The organism is Natrinema sp. LN54 (genome assembly GCF_052439245.1).
In the GTDB taxonomy this organism is placed as follows: domain Archaea; phylum Halobacteriota; class Halobacteria; order Halobacteriales; family Natrialbaceae; genus Natrinema; species Natrinema versiforme_A.
Genome location: NZ_JBQVRP010000005.1, coordinates 216,117 through 239,464, shown reverse-complemented (window position 1 = coordinate 239,464; position 23,348 = coordinate 216,117). Strand labels below are relative to the sequence as shown.

At 60.7% G+C, this 23,348-nt stretch carries 17 protein-coding genes and 2 pseudogenes; 12 read left to right on the top strand and 7 right to left on the bottom strand.

What is annotated here, in order from left to right; translation table 11 throughout:
• The first annotated feature begins 82 nt into the window (after positions 1-82).
• The 8 genes and pseudogenes from ACT4ML_RS16405 to ACT4ML_RS16370 all read left to right on the top strand — a co-directional run.
• Positions 83-610, top strand: coding sequence for an LUD domain-containing protein (locus ACT4ML_RS16405; protein WP_444721828.1), 528 nt, complete (start codon positions 83-85; stop codon positions 608-610).
• Complete coding sequence (locus ACT4ML_RS16400; protein WP_444721827.1) at positions 603-2,816, top strand: LUD domain-containing protein; 2,214 nt, start codon at positions 603-605, stop codon at positions 2,814-2,816. The genes ACT4ML_RS16405 and ACT4ML_RS16400 overlap by 8 nt, the downstream gene beginning before the upstream one ends.
• A gap of 102 nt (positions 2,817-2,918) precedes the next feature.
• Complete coding sequence (locus tag ACT4ML_RS16395; RefSeq protein ID WP_444721826.1) at positions 2,919-4,013, top strand: mandelate racemase/muconate lactonizing enzyme family protein; 1,095 nt, start codon at positions 2,919-2,921, stop codon at positions 4,011-4,013.
• A 320-nt stretch (positions 4,014-4,333) separates the two neighbouring features.
• On the top strand, positions 4,334-5,065 hold the full coding sequence (locus ACT4ML_RS16390) for a fumarylacetoacetate hydrolase family protein (protein ID WP_444721825.1): 732 nt from the start codon (positions 4,334-4,336) through the stop codon (positions 5,063-5,065).
• Entirely contained in the window at positions 5,062-6,159 is a 1,098-nt protein-coding gene (locus ACT4ML_RS16385) for a Gfo/Idh/MocA family protein (RefSeq protein ID WP_444721824.1), read from the top strand. The genes ACT4ML_RS16390 and ACT4ML_RS16385 overlap by 4 nt, the downstream gene beginning before the upstream one ends.
• A gap of 431 nt (positions 6,160-6,590) precedes the next feature.
• Positions 6,591-7,691, top strand: a complete 1,101-nt coding sequence (locus tag ACT4ML_RS16380) for a tyrosine-type recombinase/integrase (protein WP_444721823.1) — start codon at positions 6,591-6,593, stop codon at positions 7,689-7,691.
• A complete protein-coding gene (locus tag ACT4ML_RS16375) occupies positions 7,688-7,870 on the top strand; it encodes a hypothetical protein (protein ID WP_444721822.1) in 183 nt (60 codons plus the stop codon). Before ACT4ML_RS16380 ends, ACT4ML_RS16375 begins: the two co-directional genes overlap by 4 nt.
• 67 nt (positions 7,871-7,937) lie before the next feature.
• Positions 7,938-8,189 (top strand): annotated as a pseudogene (locus ACT4ML_RS16370) (site-specific integrase); the annotation flags it as partial.
• A 455-nt stretch (positions 8,190-8,644) separates the two neighbouring features.
• Here ACT4ML_RS16370 and ACT4ML_RS16365 read toward each other — a convergent pair.
• Positions 8,645-11,857 carry a PAS domain-containing sensor histidine kinase gene (locus tag ACT4ML_RS16365; protein ID WP_444721821.1) on the bottom strand — a complete coding sequence of 1,071 codons (3,213 nt, stop codon included), beginning with the start codon at positions 11,855-11,857 and terminating at the stop codon, positions 8,645-8,647.
• 56 nt (positions 11,858-11,913) lie between these two features.
• Entirely contained in the window at positions 11,914-12,549 is a 636-nt protein-coding gene (locus ACT4ML_RS16360) for an IS6 family transposase (RefSeq protein WP_444721820.1), read from the bottom strand.
• Positions 12,550-12,650: 101 nt separating this feature from the next.
• Here ACT4ML_RS16360 and ACT4ML_RS16355 point away from each other — a divergent pair, with 101 nt between their 5' ends.
• The 3 genes and pseudogenes from ACT4ML_RS16355 to ACT4ML_RS16345 all read left to right on the top strand — a co-directional run bounded on the left by ACT4ML_RS16355 (position 12,651) and on the right by ACT4ML_RS16345 (position 15,260).
• Positions 12,651-13,436 (top strand): SDR family oxidoreductase, encoded by a 786-nt coding sequence (locus tag ACT4ML_RS16355; RefSeq protein ID WP_444721819.1) that lies wholly within the window; start codon positions 12,651-12,653, stop codon positions 13,434-13,436.
• Positions 13,433-13,587 (top strand): annotated as a pseudogene (locus ACT4ML_RS16350) (cupin domain-containing protein); the annotation flags it as partial. The gene ACT4ML_RS16355 and the pseudogene ACT4ML_RS16350, both read left to right, overlap by 4 nt.
• Positions 13,588-13,808: 221 nt before the next feature.
• A complete protein-coding gene (locus ACT4ML_RS16345; protein ID WP_444721818.1) occupies positions 13,809-15,260 on the top strand; it encodes an aldehyde dehydrogenase family protein in 1,452 nt (483 codons plus the stop codon).
• 39 nt (positions 15,261-15,299) lie between these two features.
• On the opposite strand, the gene ACT4ML_RS16340 is transcribed toward ACT4ML_RS16345, so the two are convergent.
• Positions 15,300-16,073: an IclR family transcriptional regulator gene (locus tag ACT4ML_RS16340; RefSeq protein WP_444721817.1), complete on the bottom strand. Its 774-nt coding sequence runs from the start codon at positions 16,071-16,073 to the stop codon at positions 15,300-15,302.
• Positions 16,074-16,499: 426 nt separating this feature from the next.
• Between ACT4ML_RS16340 and lhgO the strand changes: the two genes are divergently transcribed.
• Positions 16,500-17,699, top strand: coding sequence for an L-2-hydroxyglutarate oxidase (lhgO, locus tag ACT4ML_RS16335; RefSeq protein WP_444721816.1), 1,200 nt, complete (start codon positions 16,500-16,502; stop codon positions 17,697-17,699).
• Between the two features lie 47 nt (positions 17,700-17,746).
• Here the strand turns inward: lhgO and ACT4ML_RS16330 are convergent, their stop codons facing one another.
• From ACT4ML_RS16330 to ACT4ML_RS16315, 4 genes are all read right to left on the bottom strand, one after another.
• Positions 17,747-18,991 (bottom strand): mandelate racemase/muconate lactonizing enzyme family protein, encoded by a 1,245-nt coding sequence (locus ACT4ML_RS16330; protein WP_444721815.1) that lies wholly within the window; start codon positions 18,989-18,991, stop codon positions 17,747-17,749.
• Between the two features lie 392 nt (positions 18,992-19,383).
• Positions 19,384-20,457, bottom strand: coding sequence for a mannonate dehydratase (locus tag ACT4ML_RS16325; RefSeq protein ID WP_444721814.1), 1,074 nt, complete (start codon positions 20,455-20,457; stop codon positions 19,384-19,386).
• Between the two features lie 207 nt (positions 20,458-20,664).
• Positions 20,665-21,831 (bottom strand): enolase C-terminal domain-like protein, encoded by a 1,167-nt coding sequence (locus ACT4ML_RS16320; RefSeq protein ID WP_444721813.1) that lies wholly within the window; start codon positions 21,829-21,831, stop codon positions 20,665-20,667.
• A gap of 78 nt (positions 21,832-21,909) precedes the next feature.
• Positions 21,910-23,142, bottom strand: coding sequence for a mandelate racemase/muconate lactonizing enzyme family protein (locus ACT4ML_RS16315; protein WP_444721812.1), 1,233 nt, complete (start codon positions 23,140-23,142; stop codon positions 21,910-21,912).
• Positions 23,143-23,348 lie beyond the last annotated feature (206 nt).

The window sequence follows — 23,348 nt, the reverse complement described above, 5'->3', positions numbered from 1 at the left end:
AGCATGTCGGTGTCACCGCGACCGGCGAGGACGAGCCGTCGTCCCCTAATGGACCGAACCGCGAGCGCCGAACGAGGGAACGATGTCTGAAGGAGGGGCGGTCACGGGGTCGGTGACGGAGTTCCGGCAATCACTGTCAGACCTGGACACCCCGACGACGGTCGTCCCGCCCGACGAGCTCGGGGCGACGCTCGCGGACGTGGTCGAAGCGCCCGCCGTCGGGGCCGAACTCCCGTTCGACGACCTCTCGCTCGCGGACGCCCCGGTGACGCTTGACCCGTCCCCGTCACAGCTCCGAGCGGCGGCGACCGGCGTGACGGGGTCGCGCATGGGGATCGCGTCGCTCGGCACGGTCGCCGTCGAGTCGCGGGCCGACGGCGACGAGTTCGTCGGCCTGTACCCGTCACGGCACGTGGTCGTGATCAGGGCGAGCGACATCAGGACGGACCTCTCGGAGGCTTTCGACTGGCTGCGGGCCGAGTTCGCGGCCGGTCGCCGGTCGTTCGTCCTCGCAACGGGGCCGAGTTCGACCGGGGACATGGGCGCACTCGTGCAGGGCGTCCACGGCCCCGAGGAGGTTCACATCGTCATCGTCAGGGACAATGAGTGACTCACAACAAACGGATGCCGACCGCATCCGCACGCTGCTAGCATCGGAGGGCGACGAAATAAAGGCGAACACGCGGCTGTTCAACGCCGACCGGTACGACGCCGTGAAGGCCGTCGGGGAGGACGTCCACGAACGGAACCGCACCAGAGCGCGGGAGATAAAGGAGGACGCGATAGAACGCCTCCCGGAGCTCATCCACCGGACGCGCAACGCCGTCGAGGAGAACGGTGGGACGGTGTACGTGGCCGACGACGCGGCCGACGCGAACCGCTACATCGCCGAGGTGGCCGAGGCGGAGGCCGCCGAGACGGTCGTGAAGTCGAAGTCGATGACGACCGAGGAGATAGACCTCAACGAGGCCCTGGAGGAGGGCGGACTGGAGGTTTGGGAGACCGACCTCGGGGAGTTCGTCATCCAGGTCGCCGAGGAAGCCCCGTCGCACATCGTCGGCCCCTCGCTGCACAAGTCCCGCGAGGAAATAACGGAACTGTTCGAGCAGGAGTTCGACCCCGACGAGTCGCTTGACTCCGCCCAGAAGCTGACCGCGTTCGCCCGCGAGTTCCTCGGCGACCGGATCGACAACGCGGAGGTCGGGATCACGGGCGCGAACTTCGTCATGGCGGAGAGCGGGTCGATCGCTCTGGTGACCAACGAAGGGAACGCCCGCAAGTGCGCGTCGATCCCCGACACGCACGTCGCCGTCGCGGGGGTCGAGAAGATCATCCCGTCGGTCGCCGAACTGGAGCCGTTCGCGGAGCTCATCTCGCGGTCGGCCACCGGCCAGGAGATCCCGCAGTACCTGTCGCTTTTGACCCCGCCGGTCGATACGCCGACGATCGACTTCAACCGGGCGGACGAACCGGGCTTCGGGGCCGGTGACGAGGAGCGAGACTTCCACCTCGTCCTCATCGACAACGGCCGGCGGGCGATGCGGCAGGACGACGACCTCCGGGAGACGCTGTACTGCATCCGGTGTGGCGCATGTGCGAACTCGTGTGCGAACTTCCAGTCGGTTGGCGGGCACGCGTTCGGCGGCGAGACGTACACGGGCGGCATCGCCACCGGCTGGGAGGCCGGGATCGAGGGAAACGACGTCGCCGAGGAGTTCAACGACCTCTGTACCGGCTGCTCGCGCTGCGTGAACGCCTGTCCGGTGAAGATTGACATCCCGTGGATCAACACGGTCGTCCGCGACCGCATCAACCGCGGGAAGGACCCGGGGTTCGACGACCTGCTCGTCGACGGCCTCGTGCCCGACGAGGAGGAGAGCGGCACGCCGCTGCGCAAGCGGTTCTTCGGGAACTTCGAGACCTTCGCCAAGCTCGGGAGCGCGACCGCCCCCCTCTCCAACGCCGTCGCTTCGACCGGGATCGCCCGGAAGGCGATGGAGTCGGTGCTGGGCATCGACGCCCGGCGCGACCTGCCGGCGTTCGAGCGAACGACGCTGCGCGACTGGGCCGGGGAGCGCAAGAGCCGCGTCGCGGATCCCGACCGTCGCGTCGCGCTGTACCCGGACGTGTACACGAACTACGTCCAGACCGAGCGTGGCAAGGCCGCCGTCCGCGTGCTGGAGGCGCTCGGCTGCGAGGTGGTCGTCCCCGATGTCGGCGGCTCCGGGCGCGCGCCGCTGTCCCAAGGGATGATCGCGACGGCCGAGGCGAAGGCGGAGGACGCCGCGTCGGCGCTGCTCCCCTATGTCGAGGAGGGGTACGACGTGGTCGTCGTCGAGCCGAGCGACCTGGCGATGTTCCGCCGGGAGTACGAGAAGCTGCTTCCCGCCGAAACACAGGCGCAACTCGACGAGGGGAGCTACGAGGTACTCGAGTACGTGTACGGGCTGCTGGAGAATGGAGCGGACGCCGACGCGTTGCCAGCCGGCGACGGGGACGGCGTCGCGTACCACAGCCACTGTCAGCAGCGCACGCTCGGTCTGGAGACGTACACCGAGACGGTGCTCGATCGGGTCGGCTACGACGTGCTGACCTCGGACGTGGAGTGTTGCGGCATGGCCGGCAGCTTCGGTTACAAGAGCGAGTACTATGACCTGAGCATGGACGTCGGCGAGACGCTCGCCGAGCAGTTCGAGCCGGAGGTCGACGACCGGACAGTCGTCTCCAGCGGCACCTCCTGCATGGAACAGCTCGACGCGCTCCTGTCACCGGGGACGCGTCACCCGGTCGAACTACTCGACCCCGCCGGCCGCTGACCGCCGCTCGGCGTTCCGGAACTGCGCCATGACGCTCGGGGACGGGGCGACCGCCGACCGCGTGGGCAAACTGTTTGTACCGGGGGGCCCGACTCACCGCATATGCGTGACTCAGCAACGGCCACCGTGCGGAGCGTAGACACTAGCCTCTACCGTGTGCCGAACGAGCAGGCACTGGAAGATGCGACCCAGTCGTTCGACACGCTGGAGATCGTTGCGTTGACCGCGGAGTCGGACGCCGGCCACGCCGGCCTCGGGTTCACCTACACCATTGGACGCGGCGGCGCGGCGACGAAGCGGTTCCTCGATGACGTACTCGCCCCGCGCCTGGAGGGTCAGCCGGTCTCCCCGCGGACCGTGCGGACAAACCTCCGGGGCGAGACCACGTTCATCGGACGCGAGGGGATAAGCGAGTTCGCCGTCGCGGCCGCAGACATCGCGCTCTGGGACCTCCTCGGGAAGGCCGCGGGGCTGCCGCTGTGCGAACTGCTCGGCGGCGCGCGGGAGCCGGTGACGATGTACGAGACGGACGGCGGCTGGCTCCAGTACGACGCCGACGCGCTGGTCGAAAACGCCGAGGGTATCGCCGACGCCGGGTTCGCCGGGATGAAGATGAAGGTCGGCTCGTCGCTCGACCGCGATGTCGAGCGTGTCCGGGCCGTCCGCGAGGCCCTCCCGGCCGGTCTGGATCTGATGCTGGACGCGAACTGCTCCTACTCGGTGCCGGAGGCGCGGGCGCTCGCCCGCCGGCTCGACGACGTGGCGATCACCTGGCTGGAGGAGCCGCTTCCCAAGGGCGACTACGCGTCGTACGCCGACCTGCGCAGCCGCGTCGACATGCCGATCGCCACCGGGGAGAACTTCTACAACGAGACGCAGTTCCAGCAGGTGCTCCGGCGGGACGCGGTCGACTACGTACAGCCCGATGTCTGCCGCGTCGGTGGGATTACGCCGTGGGTGAACGTGGCCGAGCAAGCGGCGGCGACCGGCGTCCCCATCTCGCCACACTACATCGAACCGCTCCACGCCCACCTCGCGTGTGCCTTCGGCAACGTGCCGTACATCGAACATCATTCGACCGTGTTGGACGAACTACTCGCCGACCCCATCCCAGTCGAGGGCGGTGAGATAACGCCGCCGGACCGGCCGGGCCACGGGATGGCCTTCGAAGGCGCGGAGCAGTACCGGGTGGACTGACGGATTGCAGGCGGCTCGTGGCCCGGGGCTACACGGTTGACCCGATTGTCCACCCATGGTGGACGAAGGGTGCGGAGGGGTCACTGAGAGAGGGTGGAATAATATTACAGATATATGGTTGTAAATCTCCCTATCGACGGCGTATTTCGCATAAAAGATAGAGATATACACTGCGGACGGTAGCGTGAATCCACGCTATCTCCGGAAGCGATGGTGTCCAATCAAGTTGGATGCCCCGGAGACCGAGCCGACGGCCCCACGGGAGCGGTCGACCACTGGCCTATCAGAATGTTTTTGTTGGTTGGGAGTGACTTAGTCGTATGCGACGAGTCCGATTCGAAGACCCCGCAGGGAGCGTTCGCAACGGCACTTGGACCGACGACGGGATCGAGTTCGGCGGACGGACGTACGATCCCGCCGAGGTCGACGTGTTGCCCCCGACAGAGCCGAGCAAGATCGTCTGCGTCGGCCTCAACTACGCCGACCACGCCGAGGAGGAGAGCATGGAGCTGCCCGACCGGCCGCTGCTGTTCCTAAAGCCGCCGAACACGGTGTCCGGACACGGCGACACGATCCCGCTCCCGGCGGGCAAGGAGACCGTCGAGTGGGAGGCTGAACTGGGGATCGTGGTCGGCGAGCAGTGCCGAAACGTCCCCGAGAGCGAGGCGATGGATGTCGTTGAGGGGTTCACCTGCCTCAACGACGTGTCGAACCGCGACGACCAGCGCATCGAGCAGAACTGGGTCCGCGGGAAGGCGTTCGACAACGCCGCCCCGGTCGGCCCGGTCGTGGCGACGCCCGACGAGGTGCCCGACGACGCCGGCATCGAACTCCGAGTCAACGGCGAAGTCGAGCAGAACTCCGGACGTGACCAGTTCATCTTCGGCGTCGAGGAGCTGATCGCCGAGATCACGGCGTACATGACCCTAGAGACGGGCGACGTGATATCGACCGGGACGCCGGCCGGCGTTGGCCCGCTCTCCGACGGCGATGTCGTCGAGGTGGAGGTCGAGGGCGTCGGCACCCTCGAAAACGAGTTCGTCCGACGATGACGTATCGCGCGGGCATAATCGGCACCGGCGGGATCGCCGGAATGGGCATCCTCGGGATGCACGACGAGGAAGCCATTGGAAAGGAGAAGATCCGCGCCAGCCACGCCGGCGGGTACGACGAGGCGGCGGGCGTCGAGCTCGTCGCAGTCGCCGATGTCGACGAGGAGAAGCTCGACACGTTCGGTGAGGCCTGGGAGATCTCGCCCGAGCGCCGGTACGTCGGCCACGAGGCGATGCTGGAGGCGGAGGATCTGGACGTTGTGTCTGTGTGTACACCGTCGTTCCTGCACCGTGACCACGTCGTCGACGCCGCGCAGTCTGCGGCCGACCCGGACGTGGTCTGGTGCGAGAAGCCGATCGCCTCCTCGGTGACCGACGCCGAGGAGATGATCGACGTCTGTGACGACGCCGACGTGGAACTGCTCGTGAACCATTCGTTCCGCTTTACTGATAAGCTCCGCCGGCTCCACGACCTGATGCAGGAGGAGGACCTGCTGGGCGAGGTCCACTCGGTGTCAAGCCAGTTCCGGATGGAACTGCTGCGCAACTCGACCCACCTGCTCGACACGCTCGTCTACCTGCTCGACGCCCGCGCGGAGCGGGTATCCGGCTACATCTCCGGGGAGAACGAGGCTGTCGACTCGCTCGACGCCGACCAGGATGTCGACGACGCCGCCGGCGGCGGCTATGCCCTCATGGACGACGGGACGTTCGCCACGATAGACTGCACGATCCCGCGGGACGACTCGTCGATGACGCTCTTGTTCGTCGGGAGCGAGGGGAAGCTGTACATGAACAACGACGACGGCGAGTGGCGCTACTGGACGCTCGATGACGGCGAGCATGTCGAGGAGCCGCTGCCCGGGATCGAGGGCGCGTGGACGTGGGAAGACGACTACGAATCGGCGTTCGGCAACGCGGCCGACCACGTCGTCGAGCTCCTCGACGGCGAGGCGAGGAACCGCTCACCCGGCCGGGAAGCCGCCCGGTCGCTGGAGATAATCGTCGGCCTCTACGTCTCACACTACACCGGCGGCGACGTGTCGGTGCCGCTCGACCGGCCGCTCCGCGACGTGACGATCACGTCCTGGTAGGTCGAGCGGCGTCCGCCGTCCTGCGGTTCTCGCCACTCGCGGCGTTCGACGGTCACGGACCCCGATTCGATCGGACGAGTGACCGCAACGGCCGGCGCATTACCCCGTCGTGATCCGGCCCTCGAGTTCAGGCGAGTTCGTCCCCTCGGCCCCGACCGAGTTCGCGACGATGACCGACAGCGGTTTCCGCTCGTCGGTTCGGCCGAAACCATGTAGACCCGCTATACCCACTGTAGTCTCAACTTCCACAGGGATACAGTTTAATATAGCACTATGAAGTTTAATGCCCGCCCACACATCCCCATTATCCCGATATCTGTATGCTCACAGCCTACAACTACAATCGAGGCAACACCACTACCACACAGCACATTAGACCAATAATGTACGGTGGATTTACTAGGGGCCGCGCCCTTGGGTAAGCCGAGTCGATGTCTCAGCACAACTCCGGGGGTTCTGGCGGGAAAACCACTCTCGAAGACGCGAAAGACGAGTTCATCGCCGAACGCGAGGGTAACTACGCAGCGAACCTCAAGTATGTCCTCGAGAACTGGATCGACTGGACCGGCGACCATATCCAGACGCTCGACGATGTCTCGAAGCGAACGATGCGCAACTACGCCAGCCATCTCAAACGGCGGCAAAAGGCCGACGCTATCAGCGCGTCGACTGCGCGGACGTACTACAACTACGTCTCAGCGCTGTTAAACTGGGGCGTCGAAGTTGGCGAACTCGCCGAGAATTCGGCTGAAAAACGCGACGCGAAGAAACCACTCCCGAAAGGCGATACCAGCAGTAGCGAGCAACAGTTCTGGCAGCCTGAACAGCGCCGGGCGCTCACCGAGTACGTCGACGAACGTGCTCGAGCGGCGATCGACGCCGATGGGTCCGAGGCCTTCGAGGAGGTCCGCAACCGAGCGTTGATCTACGTGCTCGCGTATACGGGCGTTCGTGGGTCCGAAGTGCTGGCTGACTCGAGACACGACGACCGGAACGGCCTCCGGTGGAACGACGTCTACCTCGAGAACAGCATGATCCAGGTCTTCGGAAAGAGCCAAGACCCGAACGAAGAGGTCGGACTCACGGGCCAGACAATCGAACCACTCCGGCGGCTGCGAACGCTCGTCGACCCGCCGAGTGAGTCGTGGCCGGTCTTTCCATCCCGACACCCGCCGTCGTTGTACAAGGCGATCGACGACGCTGGATACGAGAAACCCGACGGCGACCCGTGGGACTATGCCCTCGAGCACGATATCGAACCGCCGTCGATGAGTACCTCCGGTACTCGCACGCTATTGAAACGGCTCTCGAAAGAAGCCGAGGTACCGGGACTGGATCTCGAGGACGGCGAGTATCTGACCCTACACGGTGCGCGTCGTGGCGTTGGCGAGACACTGTATAAGGAACACGGCGCGCAGAGGGCGCAACGGACGCTTCGGCACGCCGATCCGAAAACGACCTCTGAAATGTACTCGCACATCGAAGCGAGCGAGCTGGGCGAGGACAATACGGGAGTGTTTGAAAACGAATGAGTTCTCCGACAAAAGAGGCCGAAAATATCGCGGTGGCTTCGATGAAGATTGTGGGGACTTTAGCCGCAATTGCAATTCCAATCCGGCTTCTCGGCGGTGGAATAGGGGATTTTGCGGCTGTATTAGCTACGGTTCTTGTCCTAGTGGGCGGACTCAAGATGATTCGGCACCTTGCTTGATCTGGCCTACGAACTTATCGGAGAAGAAGACCAGTCGAGTGAGCTCAAGGACCGTGGAGGGCCGCTGATGCCTGATCAGACATTCTCGACACCGCTTGACGACGGCTTCGAGCGGTACCTCCAGGACAAGGGAAAGGCCGGCGGTGACGGCGGGAACTACCGACGCAACGCAGGGCGCGAACTCGAGCGGTTCGCCGAGTGGGCCACCGGCAACCGCAGTGACGACAACTGGACCGGGATCGTTCCTGATGATGTCGACCGTGAATCCACCTTTGAGAACCTTGACGAACGCGTGTTCCGCGAGTATGCCCGGCATCTCAGGATGAATTCAGCCGGCGAAGTGACCCAGACGTGGACTGCCGAAAATTGGCTACACGATTTTGTAGTGGACAAGTCCCTCATTGTCTCAGCAGATTCCGGAATTTACTCATTGGAATACTGATGAGTTCTACCCTTGTATTGAAAGCGAGTTTCGAGGGTTCACCAACTACTGTTATGAACGGAGCAGAAGATATCACTTTGAGAAGGCTGTGGCCGACAACTCAACCTCTTGCGGTTCAACCCTCTCGTTGATCACCTATCATTATCTAAGAATTTCAACAGAGCCGGTCATCTTCTCCTCGAGGAGACCTTCATTGAGTTCGCGATGATCACCATCAGCGAGATCAACGTCTTTTGCCGGTTTCTGAGCCATTACAACGCACCTCTTTCACCACCAAGCCTAATAGAGGCAGATATCTCCCATAATGACAGAAGATGTACGTTCCAAGCATTTCACGCCGCAGGGAGTGTAAACGAGAATGTTGTGCCGTCGCCTGGTTCGGAGTCAACCCAGATCTCACCGCCATGGCGTTCGATGATCCGTTGGCAGAGAGACAGACCGATCCCTGTCCCCGCATGCTCTTCATGGCTGTGGAGTCGCTGGAATACCTTGAAGATCCGATCTTGGTCATCAGGATCGATCCCAATGCCCTCATCACGAACCGAAATCATCCAGTTTGACCGCTTCCGATCAGCCGAAATCTCCACTTCCGGCGGCTCATCACCACTGTACTCAATTGCATTACTTAAGAGGTTTTGAAAGAGTGCTTCAAGCTGACTCCTGTCGCCTTCGATCTGAGGAAGTGACTCAGCTGTGATTTCGGCATTAGTCTCTTCGATTTTCACCGCTAGATTATCACAGACATGTTCGAGCACAGTATCTAGGTTGACTGACTCAAAGGGGTCACCCTGTGTTTCGACTCGTGAATACTCGAGCAATCCATCGATCATGTTTCGCATCCGATCAGCACCATCGACGGCGAACTCGATGAACTCTCTTGCATCCTCATCAAGGTCGTTAGCATAGCGGCTTTCGAGCAGTTGCAGGTAACTCGTGATCATCCGCAATGGCTCCTGCAGGTCGTGGGACGCCGCATACGCGAACTGTTCTAAGCGTTCGTTCGATTCCTCGAGTTTGCGTTCATACTGTCGTCGATCAGTAATATCGCGGCCGATGCCAGCAAGGACTGTATTTCCGTCGGGGTCTTCGAGCGTCGAAGCACCGAACTCGTACGGGATATGATCCCCGTCCTTAGTACGGACCTTGGCTTCGACCTGTGTATGACCGGTGTTGAACCCTTCTTGGATAGCGGTCGCGATGGATTCCTGTTCGTCCTCGGCAAAGAACTCCGGGGCATACATTGATTCGATTTCTGCATCCGAAAATCTGGTCACATCACTCAGGCTTTTGTTCCACCGCTGGAGGTCACCGCTCTCGTCAAGCAGATAAAAGAGGTCATCAAGTGCATTCAAAATATCGGTGGTGTAGTCCTTGTACCGTTTAAGACGGCGTTCACGCGCTTGGAGCGCCTGCTCACGCTCTTTGCGCTCGGTAATATCTCGGACCACACCGATTTCTTCTCGCTCATCACTGGCCTGTAAGGTTGCAAAGGTTCCTTCAACAGGGATCTGGTTACCTGCTGCCGTCTGGATTTCTGCCTCTATGGTCGGAGACTCCGCTTGGTCGGCAGCAGGTTCCAGTATCGTTTTCGACTGTTTGATCGTGGCTTCGTCGACAACCAGAGAGGCGTGTGACCCGACGAGGGTTTCCTGGTTGTAGCCAGTCAGTTCTGAATACGCGTCGTTGACCATCGTGAAGTAGCCGTCTTCATCTTTGACGTAGATGCCATCGTTGATCGTCTTGACGATGGTTTCGTACTGTTCCAGTTCACGCTCGCGTTCGACCCGGTCGGTTACGTCCCGGAAGTAAATTGACAATCCGGACTTGGATGGGTAGACGTTGAACTCAAACCACGCATCAATGTCCTCTTCGTACACCTCAAAGCTAACTGGTTCTTGCGTCTCCATTGCCATCTGGAGCTTCTTCCAGTAGACGCCGTCTATCGCCTCGGGAAACACTTTCCATACTTTGCAGCCGAGTAACTCCTCTCGGGGCCGTTCCATGAGTTCGGCGGCCTGGTCATTGAGATGGGTGAATTGCCATTCGTCATCAATCGCGTAGAAGGCGTCGGAGACCCTGTCTAGGATTTCACTCAGTTCGGTTTCAAGTTCCGTCTTGCGCTGTTCGAGTTGCTGTTCACGTTCTTTCAGTTTAGTAATGTCCTCCCCCGCCGTTATGACACGGTCAACCGTCCCATCGGAGCCGAAGAGCGGTGCCGCATTCGCCCGGAATTGCATCTGTTCACCACTTGGTGGTTCAATGATTAGCTCTTCCTCAAACACCGGTTCACCAGTTTCCAAGGCGCGGGCTGATGGGGTTTCATCTGAGGCAAGTGGCATTCCGTCCCCGTCATAAAGCTGCCACTCGCCACTGTCGACAGGTTGCTCGATAAATTCTTGTTCAGTGAGACCGAGTGCGTCTTGCGCCCGCTGATTCGCTAGTATTGTCTCTCCCTCAGCATTCTGGATTGCGATGGCGATTGGAGCTGTCTGCAGTAACTGTTCCGTTTGTTTGTACTGGCGGTGGAGTTGCTGTTCGCGTTCTTTCTGATCAGTAATATCATCAATGGAAATGATAGCTCGCCGTTCATCCTGCTCTTCGGTCTCGAGAGGTGCAGCATCGATTGTCAACCAGCGGCGACCAATATTCGGGAGTTCGACCTGGCATTCAAAATCGTACACACGTTCACCGGTGTCGGTGACCTGTCGCCACGGCCACTCGTTAACTGGAATCCTCTCTCCCTCAGTGTCGTAGATTTGCCACGATTCGACGCTATAATCGGAAAGATACGCGTCCTCAATACCGAGCCGGTCCAGCGTGCGCCGGTTCGCACGGACGAGCTTGCCATCAGCCGCTACTACGCAGATACTGATTGGGACTGTTTCGAGAATCTGCTCCGTGAGATCGCGCTCCTGGCGCAGTTGCTGTTCATATTCACGGCGCTCGGTCATGTCACGGGTCACCTTCGTGAATCCTTGGAGCGTCCCGCCCTCGTCGCGGATAGCGGTGATCGTGACGTTTGCCCAGAACCGGGAGCCGTCTTTGCGGACGCGCCAGCCTTCATCTTCAACGTGGCCAGCTTCCGCTGCGACTTCGAGGTTTTCTTCAGGCCTACCCTCAGCGGTATCGGCATTCGTGTAGAAGGTCGAAAAGTGCTTGCCGATTATTTCGTCTGCGTCGTATCCTTTGATCCGTTCCGCGCCTTCATTCCAGCTTATAACAGTGCCGTCGGGATCAAGCATGAAGATCGCATAGTCCTTGACAGCGCTCACAAAGGAACTGAACTCTTCCTGATCAGGCTGCGTGTCATTCATCTCGTCGTCCAGAGACCTCCACCAGACGCGATCTGTACCAGTAATCTCTTTTGTCTCAAGGTTGCTCTGTTCAACGAGTTCGTCCAGTTTCTGTTCTGCAGTCTGCTGCGGACAGTCTAGTATCTCGGCGATCTCACCGGCAGTAAATGGTGTAAACTGGTGGTCTCCCTGCGTAAATACGCTCCGAACGTCCTCCCGAGTCACATTCGGAGCTGAACCGGGGAATCCCATAGATGGGAATAGGGATATTCGTTCATAAACGCTTGGCGTTAGGATCGGGGCATTGTTCAGATTAGCTGGTTCCAGCAGTATGCGTAGCTCTGCAACCATGTTTCAGCAGTTGCTGGATTGGCGTTTCTGAAACAGTTTCCAAACTGGGAGGTACGTCGCTTTATCTCTTGGAAGAGACATTCGACAGCGTTCCGATTTCCATGTTTTTCGTATCGAAATCGGAGCCCAAGATGATGGAGTGCAGCTTTGAGCCAGGGTGCTGAATCGACGAGAAACACGGCGTCTTCGACGTCGTGTTTCTCTTTGAGTTCGCGGAGAAACATCTCAGTGAGTGCGGTTGTACGCGTTGAATAGAACTTGATGTGGAGGAATTCGTGTGTTTTGGGATCGATAGCAGCGTACAGCCAGTAGCGTTGATCGTCGAGTTGGATCACGGTTTCGTCGAGCGCAACGTGATCCGGCTGTTTGCCAGCTGCCGGCTGTAAATCGGCTTTCTGCACCCAATTATGGATCGTCGATCTTGCCCGTTCGACACCGAATCTCTCTAAGACAGAAACAGTATCCGAAAGTGATAATCCGGCCAGATGGAGCTGGATACTCAATCGCATCAATTCGCGCGGTGTCGCCTCGCGCTCCACAAAATCTAATTGAATGCCGCTACTAGAGCCGTTGAGGCGGCTGAGTTCTGGCATGGACACCTAGAATTCTGACCGCCTCGCTTTTCAGACCTTATCTGAACAGCGCCTCACCGCAACACCAATCTTTTTTCCCTCTCATCGAGGAGTACGAATAGATGGATTTACAGCTTACCGACAACGCGGCACTCGTCACGGCCTCCTCGAGCGGTCTCGGGAAGGCCTCAGCGACGGCGCTCGCTCGCGAAGGAGCAAACGTAGTCATCAACGGACGCGACGCGGACCGTCTCGACGCCGCGAAGGCCGAGATCGAGGACGTCGCCACGGGACAGGTCGTCGCCCAGCCGGGCGATCTAACGAACGAAGACGATATCGAGGCACTGGTGGAGACGACCGTCGACGAATTCGGCGGGATCGACCACCTCGTCACGAGCGCGGGCGGTCCCCCGTCCGGTCCGTTCCTAGGCACCGAGGACGAGGACTGGTACGAGGCGTACGATCTGCTCGTGATGAGCGTCGTCCGCCTCGCTCGCGCGGCAGAACCCCACCTCAGGGACGGCGAGGGGACCATCGTGAACATCACATCCCGGAGCGTCAAGGAGGCTATCGACAGTCTCGTGCTGTCAAATTCGGTCCGCATGAGTGTCATCGGTCTCGAGAAGACGCTCTCACAGGAGTTCGCTCCGGACATCCGCACGAACGCCGTCCTGCCCGGCCCCCACGAGACCGAACGGATCGAGAACCTCGTCGAGCAGGCGGTCGAGCGCGGTGACTACGACAGCTACGAGGAGGGACTCGACAACTGGGCGACCAACCCTCTCGACCGGATCGGCGATCCGATGGAACTTGGGAACACTGTCGCGTTCCTTTCCTCACCACTGTCGGGGTACATCAACGGGGAGAGCGTGCTGATCGACGGCGGATCGACGGGGGCGAATCTATGAGGCCTGTCGACTTCGACGAGACAGAGACGTACGAGCCCGAAAGCGGCTGACGGCGCGTCTCGATGGCCGCAAACGACCTCTTCTGCGAGTCGTTCGCGAGAAACCGTCTGGACACAGCTCACCGATACACGACCACGAGAGCGAACAGGTCTGACTCTGCCACTGATCGGTTCGGAAACTGTCCTCTATAGAAAGAACGGTTATGTGTTGGCGGCCATTGTTCGGATAACATCATGACCGGAAGTCGGGATACGAGAGATAGGGTGCAGTGAGTGACTCCGGAGTCTATTTCGCTCGACCGCCGATTATTTCTTCCGAATGTTAGCCGGTACCCCAATTCCCGTATATTAGAAGCGATAATCCGCGAGTGGAATGCCGACAGAGTACACGAATTACGTTGGCGGACAGTGGACCGAATCGGAACGCGGAGACACGTTCGACGTTCGAAATCCTGCAGATACCGACGAAGTCATCGGGACCTATCAGGCCTCAACGGAGGCGGATGTCGAAGACGCGATCGAAACGGCGGTCGCCGCTCAGGGCGACTGGGCCGGTACTCCTGGGCCGGAGCGCGGTCGAATTCTCAGGGATACGGGCGAGGCACTGGCCGTACGCAAGGACGAGGCAACGGAAACGCTCGTCCGAGAGGAGGGCAAGACTCGGAGCGAGGCCGCCGGCGAAGTCCAGCGCGCGATCGACATCTTCCGTTATTACGCGGAGAAATCCCGCGATCTCGGCGGAACGTCGAAGGCGTCGAGCGCGCCGGCCTCCGAACTGTACACGAAGCGAGAACCGCTCGGCACCGTTGGACTCATCACACCGTGGAATTACCCGATCGCGATTCCTGCCTGGAAACTGGCCCCTGCGCTTGCGGCCGGAAACACGGTCGTCATCAAGCCGGCTTCGCAGGCGCCGAGCATGACTCGAATCATTTTCGAATGTCTCGACAAGGCCGGACTCCCGTCCGGAGTCGCGAATCTCGTCACGGGATCCGGAAGTGAGGTCGGTGCGCCCCTGGCTGCCCACGATGAGATCGACGGCGTCTCGTTCACCGGAAGCACGTCGGTCGGCACGGCGGTCGCGCAGTCAGCAGCGGACGACCTGAAGCGAGTCCAGTGCGAAATGGGCGGCAAGAACCCTACGGTCGTCATGCCCAGCGCCGACATCGACAGCGCCGTCGATATCGTCGGCGTCGGGGCGTTCGGAACGACTGGTCAGTCCTGTACCGCCTGTTCCCGCGCGATCGTCCACGAGGACGTATACGACGAATTCGTCGAGGCGATCACCGACTACGCGGAGTCGCTCGAGATCGGGCCCGGACTGAACGATCCGGACATGGGTCCACACGTCAGTCGCGGTGAACTCGATTCGACGCTCGAGTACGTCGACATCGCTCGCGACGACGGCGCGACTCTGCAGACCGGTGGCAACGAATGCACCGGCGACGAGTACGACGGTGGGTTCTTCGTCGAACCGACCGTCGTTACCGAGGTCGAAAGCGAGATGCGAATCGCACAGGAGGAGGTGTTCGGACCGGTTCTCGCCGTAGTGAAGGTCAGCGACTTCGAGGAGGCGGTCGCGGTCGCGAACGACGTCGATTACGGGCTCTCGGCGAGCATCGTGACGCAGGATCTCACCGAAGCGAACCGCTTCGTCGATGCGGTGGAAGCGGGCGTCGCGAAGGTCAACGAGAAGACGACCGGGCTCGAACTCCACGTTCCCTTCGGCGGATACAAGGACTCGTCGACGAACACGTATCGCGAGCAAGGTGACGCGGGTCTCGACTTCTTTACCACGACGAAGACGGTGTATATGAATTACTGACGACTGTGACCGGGTATCGGTCCGAAAATCCGGTTTCCCCTAGGAAAATTTCGTGTTGAGTTCGATCACGTTCGCGGCCCGTTGAACACTTTCGGCGATTTCGCCGTGCAGGCGCTCGTCGGTGATTCGACTGGCCGGTCCAGTGACGCTGATGGCCCCGTGTATTATCTCGTCGTTTTTGATCGGAGCGGCGACGCATCGGAGCCCCTCGATGTTCTCTTCGTCATCGATCGCATAGCCCCGCTCGGCGATCGTCTCGAGATTCTCGTAGAGTTCCCGTTCGTTCGTAATCGTGTTCGGACCGCGCGGCGTGAATTCGGCAGTGGAGACGATTTCTTCGGTCCGGTCGGACGGCAGGTGTGCGAGGATGGCCTTTCCAAGCGATGTCGAGTAGATCGGTTGTTTCTGACCGATACGCGACGCCGTCTCGACTGCGTGCTCCCCCCTCGCTTTGTACAGATACGCTAACTGACCGTGCTCTTCGAGCCCGAACTGAGCAATCTCTCCCGTTTCGTTCGCCAGTTCGTCGACCTTCTCGACGATGACGTTGTAGTTACACGCCTGCTCTCGGACGTCGTTGGCCATATCGAGGATCTGCAGTCCCAACCGGTATCCGTTCCCCTCACGGACGATGATCTCCTGATCCTCGAGCGTTCGGAGGTGACTGTGAACGGTGCTTTTCGAATGGCCGAGCTCGTTCGCCAGTTCCGTGACGGTGATCCGATCCCGCTTTCGGATCGTTTTGAGGATGGTGAACGCTATTTCCACCGACCGTATCCTGCGTCCGGGGCGTTCGTTGGGAGCGTTTGCCATACTAACAATGATTGTGGTTCATTCATATAAATCTGTTCCCGCTAGGGGAACTTCTCGGGCTGACACGGACCCACTGGGAACCTCGTATTCCCGCTCGAGATTAGGCATGAGCGCGGATTTCTCCGGATCATTCGCCCATTCTCAGCAACGATACTTATCGCCGCTATCCAATCTCACAAATCCCTGCTTGGCGTAATACTTACCCGCGCCCTCGAGAATAAATTACAATCATATGGTTGTACGCATTCGGTAGACGGGAACTAGACCGATCATCGCCGGTAGGGAGAGGGGTGCGTCCAGAAACGGTGGGCGCGTTTCCGGAGCGGCATCCGAAACTATTCGCGCCGAATTCGAGCTGTACGAGTCACGGATTGCCTATCGCGAGACAGTCGTCAGTTTTACTACTTAGAACGGCAATCGTGTGGTATGCCCAAGTACGATATCGTTATCGTCGGCGGCGGCTGTGTCGGCTGTTCGACCGCGAAACATCTCGCGGAAGACCGCGAACTGGACATCGCTCTGGTCGAAAAGGAACACCGGCTCGCCGCACATCAAAGCGGGCGGAACTCCGGTGTTCTTCACCCCGGTTTCAACTATGAACCGGGGTCCACGAAGGCGCGGTTCGCTACCGAAGGGACGACTCGGATGAAAGCGTACGCGAACGAACGAGATATCCCCCTTCGGGAGTTCGGCGTCGTCGTCGTCGCTACTACCGCCGCCGAAGAGCGCCGGCTATCGTCGATTCAGCAACAGGCCGACGCCAATGGAGTCGAGACCGAAATCATCGGCTCGGAAGAGCTCGAGGAGCGCGAGCCTCACGCGCAGGGTCGCGCCGCATTGTACTGTCCGGAGGCCGCGTCCGTCGATTCCCAGCAGTACGTCTATGAACTCGCCAAAGAGGCCAAGAACGCCGGTGTCGACTTCTACATGGGGCATACCGTGGAATCGGTGTCCGCCTCGTCCTCCGACGTCCGGGTCCGGACCGATAAGGGAACGATCAACGGCGACTACTTCGTTAACGCGGCCGGTCTCTATGCCGACAAGCTCGCCGCGGAAGTCGGAGTGGGAACGGGGTACCAGATTATCCCCTTCCGAGGCGACTACTACGAACTCGTTCCCGAACGCCGGCACCTCTGTAACACGATGATATATCCGACGCCGGACCCCGAATTGCCGTTTCTCGGCGTCCACTATACGCGCCGAACCGACGGAAAGGTCATCGTCGGTCCCAATGCAGTGCTCGCGTTCGCTCGTGAGGCGTACCGGAATACGGAGTTCGATCTCGGCGAACTTCGCGACGTGCTCAGCTACGGCGGGTTTTGGAAGCTGATGATGGAGCCGAAAATGATGAAAGTCGCGTGGGAGGAGTTGAACAAATCATACAAAAAGAAGGCGTTCGTCAAGGCCTCCCGGAACCTCGTCCCCGAGGCGCGCGCTCAGGATTTCGTCCGCAGTTACGCCGGTGTACGCGCTCAGCTCGTCGACGGAAACGGCGAACTGGTGAAGGATCCGATGGTCCAAGACGGACCACGCTCCCTCCATGTGCTCAACGCCGTCTCACCTGGGCTGACGTGTTCCCTTCCGTTCGGTGAGCACGTTGCCGAGCAGGTCCGCGAAGAACTGTAGGCCAGTAGTCGACAGCCTTCGGTTCGACCGCCGCCGCCTCGAGGCGGTTACTCGTCCTCGTCGTAGTGGAACTCCGTCCACGGTCCGTCGGCGAACGGGTAGTCCCGGATCACGTCGAGGTTCACATCGACTCCGAGGCCGGGTCCGTCCGGTACGGTCAGCGTCCCGTTATCGATGTCCGGTTCGCCGTCGATAATATCGAACGCGAGCTCGAACGGATACATGCCGGGATCGGGTCGACCGTCAATCGTCGGATCGTTTTCGAAGACCGGATACTCCAGCAGCCGCACTTCCGGGGCTGCGGCGACGAGATGGGCGTTGGCGATCAGTCCGAGCCACGTGCCGAAGTTATGGGGAACGAACTCGACGTCACGACCGCGACAGAACTCGATCGCAGGACGACAACCCGAGAACCCCTCGTGATGCCGCACGTCGCCCTGAAGGAAGTCGACGGCACCGGTTTCTCCCAGTTCGACGAGCCCGGACGGGGACTCTTTGCTTTCGCCGCCCGCGAGCGGTGCACCGTGCTCCGCTAATGAGGTATACCCCTCGTGATCGTCCGGCTCCACCGGTTCTTCGATCCAGAACGCACCTTCACGTGCAGCGTGTTCGACGAGATTCTGAACGGTATCGTCCCCGTACGAGCTCCGGAGCTTCCACCACGTGTGGACGTCGAGCATGAACGCCATCTCGTCGGTCGCCGCGGCGAGCTGCTCGACCGTCCGCCGATCCCCGTCCGGTCCGATCCCGGGACGATACTTGTAGCCGAAGAACCCCTCCTCCTCGAGGACCTCGGCTTGCTCGACGTAGCCTTCGGGCTCCATGTACATCCCGCCGCTGGCGTAGAGCGGCATTTCCTCAGCCGGCTCCGTCTCGTATTCGTCGGTGAGCAGGTCGTAAACGGGCGTGCCAAGTTCCTTTCCTCGGAGGTCCCACAACGCGACGTCGACCGCCGAGATCGCCTCCGTCTGGAGGTGTGCCGGAAGGTTCGTATCGGAGATCAGATCGTGGGCGTCGGTCACCTCGGTGATCGTCTCTCCCTCGAGCGCGTCGGCGACGGTACCACCGAGAACGTCGGCGAACGTTCCCTGTGAGTCGCCTTCGAAGTACTCGCGCATCGCGGAGCTACTCGCACCGGCGGTAGCGAATCCCTGTTCCCCGTCACGCGTTTCCAGAACGACGAGAACGACGTCTCGCTTGTTCAACCGTCGGGTGCCGCCGTGGAACGAGCGGTCTTGCGGTGGATCGATCGGCGATGATAATGCATAGCTATCTACACGGGCGATGTCCATACGTGACACACCTTCGGACATCTATTAAATAGTTACGGATCATTTCTCCGCATAGCGGCGTGATGTAGTGGGGTTTCACCAACGTAATCATTGGACGTATCACTGATTTAATCTGCACCCTGCACCGGGACGTAACCGCACTCGTCACACTGGTACTGGGAGTGTTCGCACGGCCTATTCTGACTCACGTCACATCGAGGGCATGCCATGGGTAGTGTCAATACACTGCACGATATCTAATAAAGTTTGGTGCGGCAATTGTCGCACCTGCGCCGTACGCGTATTCGACCGATGGGACGTAAGTCGCCACATCTCGAGTTCTTTGACGGTTTCGCTTCCGGACGCTGCCGCGAGCCGTGCTGGTCGACCGGACCGTCCAGATGTGCTTGGTATTACTCCGTCTCGGCTCTCTGCCCAATCCGTTCGGATCGAACCGTATCGATGACGCCGCGGAGATATCCGACGGTGAACCCGCGAGCGCGGTGTCGCCAGTCATCGTCGCCGACCATCTCCGGAACGTGATCCGGAAGGACTGCTCCCTCGAAGCCGATGTCGTTGAGCGCTCGAACGGCTTCGGCTGGATCGAAGTTCCCGCTATCGACGAACGTTTCGTGGAACTCCGGTACCGTTCCGACGACGTCGCGGAAGTGGACGAAGACGATCTGATCCCGCTCACCGAACCGCTGGATTACGTCAGTGATGTCTTCTCCCATCTGAGAGAAGCATCCGAGACAGAGCTTCAACCCGTGGTTATCGCTCGGGACGAGTTCCATTCCCCGTTCGAAGTTCTCGACGCTGCGGAACAACCGCGGAATGCCGGCGAGGGATTCGAGAACCGGCGGGTCTACCGGATGGAGGGCGAGGTCGACCCCGGCCTCCTCCGCGACCGGGAGCACCGACTCAAGGAAGTACCGGTAATTGTCCCAGAACTCCTCTTCGGTGTACTCTCGGTCGAGGCCCGGTGCGAGCTCGTGCGGGTCGTCGAGTTCGTCCAGGTCGAACGCGGTTCCCTCGGCCTCGCCGCGGATTTCGACCGGGGACGTCCGCATGGGAACGACGCTCCGGGGGTTCCACTGATACCCCAGTATCGGAATGTCCGCTTCCCCGAGGTTCCAGATGAGCGTCGAGATCTGGTCGATCGCTTCGTCCGCCCCGTCTCGGTCGAACATGATATCGCCGTACATCGAGTACGGGAGCGAGTGAACGCCGGTCAACGAGAGTCCGGCGTCTTCCACCCGTTCGCGGGCGGCAGTCAGTTCGCTGACTGACGGGATCTGATCCGGGCCGACCGCGATGGTATCGGATCCGTCGCGATCGTTGAACGCGTCGGGCTCTTCTTCCGTATCGGCGTGGTCGACGAAGATGTCCGTCGCACCGAGCTGACGGACGTACTGTAACCGCGACTCCGAAAGGGATCGTGTTCGGACACCGACTCGAACGTCTCCCAGACGCTCTTCAGTGCTCATACGTCGTACCACTCACAGGCGACCTAAAGCTTTTCGGGAGCATACTCATCCCACGACGGGGAGATTGTCGTCGTGACCGTGCAATTCGCGCCGGTCCGGTAATTCAGGGACGAGCCCCACTGACCGTTCCCGGGTCTCGAATCCAGTGTCCTTCCGGGCGTCTACACGACGGTTGTCCCCGAATTACCGGTCCGTCCCGATAGGAACCTATTCGTACACTCGTCGTCCGGTTTCGCGCGCGAGGATCTTATCCCAATCGTATTCGACTCCGAGCCCCGGTCCATCCGGAACGGTAACGAAGCCGTCGCCGTCGATCGTATCGATCGAGTCGGAGTAACCGTTCGCGTACACCGGCGGCTGGGTATTCTGACAGTCCGGATGAACCAACGCGACCTCGTAGTAGTTGCTGTTTCGCGTCGCCGCGAGGCACTGCCGGTGGGCGGGGCCGGGCGCGTGGTATTCCACGTCCAGGCCAAACCCCTCGGCGATGCGAGCGATCTTCATCGCACCGGTAATTCCCCCATCGTATTCGGGGTCGGCGCGGACGAAATCGGTCGCCTCGGCAGCGACGAAGTCCGCGTGCGGTTCCACGCCTCGGACGTGTTCCGTCTGTAGCAGCGGTGTCTCGAGTTTCTGTCTGAGTTTCCGATGAGCGTGCTGCGAAACGCCGCCGTCGCGGTACGGATCCTCGTACCAGAGGAAGTTCGCGTCGTCGCAGGCCTTCCCCATCTTCAGCGCGTCGGCGAAAGTCGACGGCTCGCAGGCGGGGTCGAGCATCAGGTCCATCCGGTCGCCGACCCTGTCCCCGACCGCCCTGACCGCCTCGGCCGTCTCCGCTGGGTCGGTCCAGTCGCCGCCCCAATCGTGTATCTTGAACGCCGGATACCCCATCTCGAGACACTCCTCGGCGAAATCGGCGAACGCCGCCGGAGAATCCAGGCCACCGTTCTTGTCTCCCTGATACGTCGAGGCGTAGCCGGGAAACGACTCGCGGTACGTTCCGAGTAGCTCGTGGATCGGAGCGTTTCGGTACTTTCCGGCGAAATCCCAGAGCGCGATATCCAGCGGCCCCAGTCCCATCCAGTCGTACTTTCGCAGGGCGCGTTTCATCGCGCTCCAGTGGCGCTCGCGCTCGAGCGGATTTTCGCCGATCAGGTAGTCGGCGACCATGTTTATCTGTGCGGCCGCGGGCGAGTTCCCACCGACGTACTCGCCGGTGATCCCCTCGTCCGTGTGAATGCGGAGTGCGAACAACCGTCGCTCGGTCGAGGACCCCGGTTCGTAGACGACGCTAAAGCCGTTCGGACTGTATCCGACGTCGGTCAGTTCGTACGCGAACTCTATCGATTCGATGCGCGTAATAGTCGGTGGCATTCGTTCTCCGATGTGATATATGGTGACATATATCTTCCGTCGTTTGCTCGACCTCGTCCGGCATCTCTCGGCGTGTGACTATCGCTTGCGGTGGGTCTCGACGACATCCCAGTCGAGTTCGATGCCGAGCCCGGGATCGTCCGGAACGTCGATATATCCGTTCCGAATGAGCGGTTCATCGGTGTCGACCAGGTCGTCCCACCACGGAACGTCGCGGGCGTGAAACTCCAGCCCGAGGAAATTCGGGACCGACGCGCCGACGTGGACGCCCGCCATCGTCGCGACGGGGCTCCCGATGTTGTGCGGAGCGAGCGTCATGTAGGACGTTTCCGCGAGTTCGGCGATTTTCTTCGTCTCGGCGATACCGCCCGTCTTCGGGATATCGGGTGCGACGAAGGCGACCGATTGCCGTTCGACGAGGTCGCGGAACCCGTGTCGGCCGTAGCGATTCTCGCCGGTGAGCAGTTGTTGATCGACGCTCCGGTTCAGCCTCGTCATCGCCGACTCGTTCTCCGGCGGGATCGGGTCTTCGATCCACGCGAGGTCGTACGGTTCGAGGATCGCACAGAGCCGTTCGGCCGCCTCGACGCTGAGGTTCCAGTGGAGGTCGACCGCGACTTCGGCCTCGTCGCCGACTTCGTCGGTGACGGCCTCGACGAGGCGCCGCTTGTGTTCCAGTTCCGGTTCGTCGAGGTGACGAGAGAGGGTGTCGATGTCTCGGCCGGACGGCACGTCGAGATCGAACTTCACGATTTCGTAGCCGTCGTCGACCGCGTCGCGCGCCGAACGCGCATACGCCTCCGCTTCGTAGGTCTCCGTTCGTTGGTCGTTGCGGGCGGCCGCGACCATTCCCTCTCCGCCGTGGCAGTCGGCGTACATCCGAACCTCGTCCCGCATCTTCCCGCCCAGGAGTTGATAGACCGGCTGATCGAGGAGCTTTCCGGCGGTATCCCAGAGAGCGAGTTCGATACCGCTGATCGCAATGGTCCCGATCCCCTGCTGGGACCCTCGACCGGAGAGACTGGCCCGCATGAGGTTGTACAGTCGTTCGACGTCCAGCGGGTTCTCTCCCCGCAGGACGGGCTCGAAATAGTCCGTGATCACCTCGTGGACTCCCGGTGACGGATACGCTTCGCCGACCCCGGTCACACCGGTATCAGTTTCGACCGTTACGATCGTCCACGGGAAATTGCCGTCGACAACGACGGTGGAAACATCGGTAATTTCGGCGGGATTGTCGTCTCGTGACGGCGTGCGATCGAAGTCCTGCCACATGGTTGTCGCCAACCGATCGGCGAAGTCGGAGTACATGGTACCGATCTCTTCGTCTCAATTGATAAGCCTGTTCCTCCCCTTCACGAGAGGGCGTCGTGGATGAATGTTTCTCCGGTTGATAATCCGTTGTCGGACGATCGATGTCCCCATCGCCGTCAAACCTAATCGCAGCCTCGGACGGGACCATTATGTTCCCCGCAGGGGAATGATATGACGGGTGCTCCGTCCTCGTTGGACGCTCA

Bases quoted from the DNA above. Each gene is read 5' to 3' on its own strand.
- ACT4ML_RS16400 (WP_444721827.1), top strand. From the start codon at position 603: ATGAGTGACTCACAACAAACGGATGCCGACCGCATCCGCACGCTGCTA.
- ACT4ML_RS16365 (WP_444721821.1), bottom strand. From the start codon at position 11,857: ATGGGATTCCCCGGTTCAGCTCCGAATGTGACTCGGGAGGACGTTCGG.
- ACT4ML_RS16330 (WP_444721815.1), bottom strand. From the start codon at position 18,991: ATGGACATCGCCCGTGTAGATAGCTATGCATTATCATCGCCGATCGAT.
- ACT4ML_RS16355 (WP_444721819.1), top strand. From the start codon at position 12,651: ATGGATTTACAGCTTACCGACAACGCGGCACTCGTCACGGCCTCCTCG.
- ACT4ML_RS16315 (WP_444721812.1), bottom strand. From the start codon at position 23,142: ATGTACTCCGACTTCGCCGATCGGTTGGCGACAACCATGTGGCAGGAC.
- ACT4ML_RS16325 (WP_444721814.1), bottom strand. From the start codon at position 20,457: ATGAGCACTGAAGAGCGTCTGGGAGACGTTCGAGTCGGTGTCCGAACA.
- ACT4ML_RS16385 (WP_444721824.1), top strand. From the start codon at position 5,062: ATGACGTATCGCGCGGGCATAATCGGCACCGGCGGGATCGCCGGAATG.
- ACT4ML_RS16340 (WP_444721817.1), bottom strand. From the start codon at position 16,073: ATGGCAAACGCTCCCAACGAACGCCCCGGACGCAGGATACGGTCGGTG.
- ACT4ML_RS16320 (WP_444721813.1), bottom strand. From the start codon at position 21,831: ATGCCACCGACTATTACGCGCATCGAATCGATAGAGTTCGCGTACGAA.
- ACT4ML_RS16395 (WP_444721826.1), top strand. From the start codon at position 2,919: ATGCGTGACTCAGCAACGGCCACCGTGCGGAGCGTAGACACTAGCCTC.
- ACT4ML_RS16375 (WP_444721822.1), top strand. From the start codon at position 7,688: ATGAGTTCTCCGACAAAAGAGGCCGAAAATATCGCGGTGGCTTCGATG.
- ACT4ML_RS16405 (WP_444721828.1), top strand. From the start codon at position 83: ATGTCTGAAGGAGGGGCGGTCACGGGGTCGGTGACGGAGTTCCGGCAA.
- ACT4ML_RS16390 (WP_444721825.1), top strand. From the start codon at position 4,334: ATGCGACGAGTCCGATTCGAAGACCCCGCAGGGAGCGTTCGCAACGGC.
- ACT4ML_RS16360 (WP_444721820.1), bottom strand. From the start codon at position 12,549: ATGCCAGAACTCAGCCGCCTCAACGGCTCTAGTAGCGGCATTCAATTA.
- lhgO (WP_444721816.1), top strand. From the start codon at position 16,500: ATGCCCAAGTACGATATCGTTATCGTCGGCGGCGGCTGTGTCGGCTGT.
- ACT4ML_RS16380 (WP_444721823.1), top strand. From the start codon at position 6,591: ATGTCTCAGCACAACTCCGGGGGTTCTGGCGGGAAAACCACTCTCGAA.
- ACT4ML_RS16345 (WP_444721818.1), top strand. From the start codon at position 13,809: ATGCCGACAGAGTACACGAATTACGTTGGCGGACAGTGGACCGAATCG.